This window comes from Blautia massiliensis (ex Liu et al. 2021), assembly GCF_052064225.1.
Lineage (GTDB): Bacteria > Bacillota > Clostridia > Lachnospirales > Lachnospiraceae > Blautia_A > Blautia_A fusiformis.
The window spans coordinates 1-5,945 of record NZ_JBQHWA010000061.1 but is presented as its reverse complement, the minus strand read 5'-3'; the positions used below and the strand labels follow the sequence as shown (position 1 = coordinate 5,945).

Here is a 5,945-nt window from a genome sequence, read left to right as displayed (position 1 = left end):
GCGCCAGAGATACTACGAATCTCTGGGACTGGCTGCATAGGCAGTGATATCTTTGAGATAAATGTGTCAACCAATATTGACAATATCATTTTGACTGTTCCAGTGCACTGTGAAGCCGGATTAGGGCAAAAAAATACCCCGTTGGTTTCCCAACGAGGCATCAAAGACGATTCTATTCTGTTTTCTGTAAACTGTTATCCATCTTTCCTGGTGACCATTTGAGTCACGGCCAATGCATCAAAGTCCTTGTGCTGTGATGCAGAGTGTTTTCATGGTTTTCCTCATCTAAAAACAGTTTTTCCGTTTTTATTCTCTGATTGTTATTGGGTCAAGTCAGTCGAATCCTTGCTGACATGCCCTTGTCTGTTCAAATATCTATATTAAAGTGTCTCGTACATTGCTTTTAATTCTTCCAGAATCTTCTCCTTTGTTCTGCCAACCAGCCCCAACTGTTTAATATCCACGTTTTCATTTTTCATACGCTGGACAAACTCTTGAATATTGGCATAAACTCCTTGGGGAGCCACTACCTTGGCGGTGGGATCAATCAACTCCGTCAGACGGAAAACATCATTCTTATGTTTCTTGATATTTTTGTTATCAACGTGTTCTCCTGCGGCCTTACGATCTGTCAAATCCATCCACGCTTTTGCCTTAAACGGAATCAAATATGCCGCATCCAAGACAGTCACTCCATCAACGGTGACTTTCCCCTGCTTCAAAAATTCATAGTAATCATCGTCCAAAAGAATAGCAGACAAACTCGAAATATCTTCGTCCATCGGTAACGGTGTTAGCACTGCATCTTCTGGAAGTTGGATAGCATCCAGCTTTCGCGTGAAAAGTTCAATCATTGCAGGATACTGATTTGTAATTGGGTGACTAAACCGATAAAACTGCGGCACACCCGAACTTTTGTTGCAATGCTCATATCCCGCCTGTTTTACATATTCCCAAAATTTCTTTCCGAAATTTGCGTCAACTGCTTCTATAATCAAAACAAGGTCAATATCCTTTGTCGCACGGAAGTCCAGTCCCTCCTCCGTCATCAGAATGTCACACGCAGTTCCACCAATGATAGCATATTGTGCTTCACTGCCCTTGAACCATTCCTTAAAGCTATCAATTCCTGTAACCACCTATCTTCCTCCACAGTTCATTCAACATTTCTTCTACTGCTTCTTCAACCCGTTCATCTGCATCTTCTCTCAATGCCAATGCCAGCGAAAGCTCATCTACAATGTTTCGCGTGGACAATTTTCGTGGATTGTATCTCCACATCTCTACGGCCACTTGCACCTGCGAATTCTGCAAGCTATTGGTCATAACATCCTTCCATTGAGAGATTCTTTCTGCCGCATAACATCTGACATTCGGTGTGTTCAGCATGGAATACTCTGCCAACGCCGAATATCCACTTTCCAACAGCTCTGTTCCCACCAATTCTTTCGGAATATAAACCGTTCGTTTTATTGGATTCAGCAACTTATCTCCTGCTTTTTGGAACAGTGTTTTCGGAGAATCCTCAGATTGCATGATCCTCTGCACACCGACTTTCCTGATATACAGCAATCCCATTTCTTCAAGCTGTCTTGATGCCCTTGATATAGAAGTAGGTGTCAGTTCCAAGTCTTTCGCAGCTTGACTTGTAGATAGTTCCTGTGCGCCTCCATAAATGAAATGCAGTAGAAGCATCTGCGCCGATGGAAGTATTTCTTCCCTTGTCTTTTTTTCGGCGCTGCACCGTTCCTGCAAATACACTGCCATAAAGGGCAAATAAATTTGCTTTCCATCAACAATAAATGGAATCTTCTCACGAATCAAATATTCTTTCTGGCGAAAGCTAAGTTCTTTTAGCACCAGCACAACAGGCAAGTTCTCATTTTTCTGTATCCGAGCAATATGTTTTTTCAGTACTTCAATCTGCTCCAGTTCTGTCTTAGGATAAAGAAAAATCATCTTCTGTTCATTCATTGACACCATCTGTAAACGGTACCTTGTGGCTATAAAATTGGGCAAATGCTTAAACTCTACATCATCATAGGTAACCTTGACTCCCAGAACTTTATCGAGATATTCCATGTCATCACCTGCAATCTTAACTTTTTTTCTGTATTATAACTCTTTTTGAGTTAAGATGCAATATTTGAGTTAAGAGCAGTTAAGAATCAACATTATTAAAAATTATTTTTACAAAAAACCCGATGCAACATGAGCATTACACCCACACTGCACCGGACATTCCATGCCCCACTCTTGCTGTATCTTTTGAAACACTTGTGCGTTGACCACTGCGGCTCGTATTTTCAGCCGGTTACGGATGATTCCGGAGTCAGCTTGCAGAGCCATCAATTTTTCTTCGCTATAAGATGCCACTTTCCGTAAATCAAACCCGTCAAAAGCACAGCGAAACGCTTCCCGTTTATTTAAGACACATTCCCAGGTGAGACCTGCCTGAAAATTCTCCAAAATCAACATTTCAAACAGCATATGGTTATCGTGGACCGGTCTGCCCCATTCCTCGTCATGGTATCGCAGATAAGTGGTATTAGCCGGGTTCACCCAATGGCATCGAATCTTTCCATCTGCCCACTGCATTCCTTACTCCGCCTCCAAGAGAAAAATAACAGGCCGGATGCCGTCTGGACATGCAAACACACCAATCGTATCATCATTGAGCCAAGTGCCAGACGGCTGAACCAGTTCCCCCAAGGATAACTGACGCGCTATGGGAGCAATCACCTGCCAAGCAACGCCACACATCCCATCCGGTGGATTGATGCCATCGCTGTACAGCACTTGACCTTTCTGATGAAAAGGACACTTCCCCAAATTAGGAATTGCATACTATTCTGCCAGTTCCTGATAATATTCCGTCCGCAGCACGGTGATTTTAACCTTTTTATGCATTTGTATAGTCATTTTGAACCTGCTCCGAAATCGTCATGCCTCGCACGCCTCCCGGAGAGCAGGCAGCAGATCATCCAGTCGCCCGTCCAGTCCGAAGGACTTCTCTTTGATATTGTCCACAATGTAGATCTCACCCAGATTGATGGTCACATAAGTGGCGTTTGGCTCGCTGGCCACCAGGCGCATCATTGGGCCTTGATCAGCTGATTGCACCAGCCAATGCCCAGCTCCAGAACCACCAGTTTCTTTCCGTGGTAGGTTTTCAGAAAGTTTTGGAACCGTGCCTGGGCTGCGGTATCCGGAATCATCCTCTGACCCGCACCCATGTGGATGTCCATGGGACCTCCACACTTGGGACAATGCGGCACCAATTCAGCAGGCACATGGCCGCCCTGTTCGGCAGCCGATAATTTTTCGGCCACCTCCAGACTAGGATAGAGGGTGTCGTGGCAGGGGCGGGCACACTGCATAGTAAACCAGTTGCCCTCAATCTCATAGATTTTCGTCGGATCAAAGCCACACAGTTCAAAGTGACCTTCTCCGTTTGATGTGACGACAAAGTAATCTTTCTCTCCCACAATGGCCTTCAAATCGTTCATCACCGACGTAGGCTGGTACTGCCCGCAGTAATGATGGATGAGCCGGGTCCAGAAGGCCCACTTTTCCTCCTCGCTGGGCCATCCAGCCATCATGCCCTGCAAAATGCACTCAAGGCCGTATTTCCGTTTAAAATCCCCAAACAGTCTTTCAAAGGCCGCATTGTCCGCAAACAAATGCAGTCCTTCGGTGATGGACAGGCCGTTACTGGCCCCGATCAGGATAGCGTCCGCTTCTCTGAATTTTTCCGCAATAGGTTTCCAATCAATCATATTCGTTCGTCCCTTTCTATTTTATGGTTGCTGCGATGGATCGCTCCTGCCGGAGGGCAGGCAGAGTTTCCGCCAAATCTCCTTGCAGGTACAGGCTTCGTGCCCGCAGATGCTCTGGCCTATGAGAGGCCTCTCGATTAAGACATGCATAAAAGACGTTTTCGTTTTTGGCAGTAACTTCCCAGAAAGGCAGTTTGATGATACTGGGCGTCATCTCACCCACGCCAAGTTCCAACAGCAGGACTTTTTTGTCGGTCTGATCCATTATCCATCGTCGCAGGAAGCTATGGTAGCGGTGCAGGTTATCCTGCCAGAAGGTTCCCTCCAGGAAGGTATCATCTCGTACCCAGGGCACCAGCACCCGCCCGCAATCCGGGCAACGAGGAACAGCCTCCTCCGGCAGACGAACACCTACCAAGTAACCCGTCAGCTCCTTCACTAGTTCGCGGTTTTCCCAAATATCATCCCGGCAAGGCTGGCTACATTGGCAGCAGCTTAAGTCTCCCTGAAAGCGCCGCTTGGTTTCCACCCCTCATTGATCGTTATCTCTGCTTTCCATTGTGTCCCGTGCATCCCGTAGCGCTTGAGCAATGTCGGCCACAATGGTCATACCCTTGTCCTCCAACTGCTTGGGCAGGAAGTCATATTTGTCGTTGATAGCAATATATCGAGCATGGGGAAAGCTGAGGGTCAGGTTCCAGAAAGGCTCCTGGATGAACATGGGAGTCAGGCGGCCAACGCCCAGCTCCAGGAATAGAATCTTACTGTCTTTATGTTCCAGCACATAGTGAGAAATTTTTCGTACTGTTCTTCGTATTTCTTTCCTTGAAGGAAATTCCCATATCCTCGCACCCAGGGGAATGCCTCACCGCCGCAGTGAGGGCACCGGGGAATGAGATCCGTGGGGATCTTCGTGCCATCTCCCATAGCGGCCACCATACCAGCCACTGGCTTTACTGCATCCCAGGTGTCATCGGTACAGCAGGCGGCACACTGGAAGAACCGGTGATCTCCCTGGATTTCCGCCACCTTCTCCTCCGGGTAGAGTTTTACAAACTGGGTATCCTGGTTGGTGGTGAGGATGAAGAAGTCCTTGCCTTTCAGCAAAGCGTCTAAATCCAGATAGGGATGACGCACAGGTGCGGTCTGGGTGGTGTGAAGGAAGGTGGCGAGATACCCCCAATACTCTTCCCGGGTCTCCCAGGGGTGCATCATCCCTGCAAAAGCACCTTTGAAGTGGTACTTTTCAGCAAAAGGCCGGAAGTATTTCCGGTAGGAGTCGTTGTCCTCGTAGTAAAAATCTCCGCCACCGGCAGCGGACAAGCCGGAGGCTCCGCCCACTACCACACAGTCAGCTTCCTTTACCTCCTGTACCAACCGATTGACCTGTTCGCTATACAGCAGCGGCTTTTGGTCAGTCAGCTGATAAGGCGTACTGCCGGAAGCATAGATATGATAGTACTTGGAATAATTCATCTGGGTCTGCATGACCAAATCATCATAGAAGTTCATTGTCACCATTCCTTTCGAGTGGATGTTATTTTTATTATTACTTCAAATCATCTTAGCATCCTCTTGCGTTGCTGTCAATATGCTGTTATTATAAAAATAACATTAAATTCAAAAAGGAGATCACACCATGAAATATCCCGCCCGCCTTACGGAAGGGAGGGCTGCTGATCAGCGTGAAGGGACATCCACACCAATCCTACCTGTGGCGCGGGTGTAAATATCCAACTGGTGCTGCGGGATTTTTACTTGGACATTCAAAAAACAGCGGAACAAAGAATGCAGGAAATCACACTGAAAGACGTGCTGGAACAATATCACATGAAGTTAGAAGGGATGCTCTTGCAGCGTTTATGACAGATTGATTTTCAGAAACTCTTCCATTTGGGACAAAAATTCTTCTGAACGGGAAATACAGAACCTCCTTGCGGGACTATAACTCCATCGGATTCCTTTAGCAAAACACTGTAATGAAAAATTCTGGTAGACTATTGCCAACAAAGCCTAACACAAACATAAAAAGCAGAACATTGCAACATTAGCAATGCTCTGCTTTTTATGTTCCCTTTTTCTACTACAATATATTTATGGTTAATATCCCTTACAGCCAGTAAGGAATTATCCATCTTGTTGCTTAAGCTGTATAATGATGGAGCA

General features: G+C 46.3%; 8 protein-coding genes and 1 pseudogene. 1 reads left to right on the top strand and 8 read right to left on the bottom strand.

All coding sequences use genetic code 11. From position 1 onward, the window contains the following. On the top strand, positions 1-222 hold a 222-nt coding region (locus tag ACTNDQ_RS15115), incomplete at its 5' end, for a hypothetical protein (RefSeq protein WP_441064973.1). 158 nt (positions 223-380) lie between these two features. Here the strand turns inward: ACTNDQ_RS15115 and ACTNDQ_RS15110 are convergent. The 8 genes and pseudogenes from ACTNDQ_RS15110 to ACTNDQ_RS15075 form a co-directional block, all read right to left on the bottom strand. Then, complete coding sequence (locus ACTNDQ_RS15110) at positions 381-1,139, bottom strand: hypothetical protein (RefSeq protein WP_441064972.1); 759 nt, start codon at positions 1,137-1,139, stop codon at positions 381-383. Then, complete coding sequence (locus ACTNDQ_RS15105; RefSeq protein WP_441064971.1) at positions 1,123-2,082, bottom strand: MarR family transcriptional regulator; 960 nt, start codon at positions 2,080-2,082, stop codon at positions 1,123-1,125. Before ACTNDQ_RS15105 ends, ACTNDQ_RS15110 begins: the two co-directional genes overlap by 17 nt. A gap of 165 nt (positions 2,083-2,247) precedes the next feature. Beyond that, positions 2,248-2,598 (bottom strand): annotated as a pseudogene (locus ACTNDQ_RS15100) (DNA-3-methyladenine glycosylase I); the annotation flags it as partial. Positions 2,599-2,601: 3 nt separating this feature from the next. Next, positions 2,602-2,832 carry a TIGR04076 family protein gene (locus tag ACTNDQ_RS15095; RefSeq protein ID WP_441064970.1) on the bottom strand — a complete coding sequence of 77 codons (231 nt, stop codon included), beginning with the start codon at positions 2,830-2,832 and terminating at the stop codon, positions 2,602-2,604. A gap of 111 nt (positions 2,833-2,943) precedes the next feature. Continuing rightward, the gene (locus tag ACTNDQ_RS15090) at positions 2,944-3,099 is read right to left on the bottom strand and encodes a hypothetical protein (RefSeq protein WP_441064969.1); all 156 of its coding nucleotides are present in this window, start codon (positions 3,097-3,099) and stop codon (positions 2,944-2,946) included. Next, positions 3,096-3,779 (bottom strand): NAD-dependent protein deacetylase, SIR2 family, encoded by a 684-nt coding sequence (locus tag ACTNDQ_RS15085; protein ID WP_441064968.1) that lies wholly within the window; start codon positions 3,777-3,779, stop codon positions 3,096-3,098. Before ACTNDQ_RS15085 ends, ACTNDQ_RS15090 begins: the two co-directional genes overlap by 4 nt. Before the next feature lie 16 nt (positions 3,780-3,795). Beyond that, positions 3,796-4,308, bottom strand: coding sequence for a hypothetical protein (locus ACTNDQ_RS15080; RefSeq protein ID WP_441064967.1), 513 nt, complete (start codon positions 4,306-4,308; stop codon positions 3,796-3,798). 197 nt (positions 4,309-4,505) lie between these two features. Further along, complete coding sequence (locus tag ACTNDQ_RS15075; protein WP_441064966.1) at positions 4,506-5,291, bottom strand: NAD-dependent protein deacetylase; 786 nt, start codon at positions 5,289-5,291, stop codon at positions 4,506-4,508. Positions 5,292-5,945: the final 654 nt, after the last annotated feature.

What these genes read in the sequence shown, in the direction of transcription:
- ACTNDQ_RS15085 (WP_441064968.1), bottom strand. Translation starts at nt 3,779, where the DNA reads ATGATTGATTGGAAACCTATTGCGGAAAAATTCAGAGAAGCGGACGCT.
- ACTNDQ_RS15075 (WP_441064966.1), bottom strand. Translation starts at nt 5,291, where the DNA reads ATGAACTTCTATGATGATTTGGTCATGCAGACCCAGATGAATTATTCC.
- ACTNDQ_RS15090 (WP_441064969.1), bottom strand. Translation starts at nt 3,099, where the DNA reads ATGATGCGCCTGGTGGCCAGCGAGCCAAACGCCACTTATGTGACCATC.
- ACTNDQ_RS15105 (WP_441064971.1), bottom strand. Translation starts at nt 2,082, where the DNA reads ATGGAATATCTCGATAAAGTTCTGGGAGTCAAGGTTACCTATGATGAT.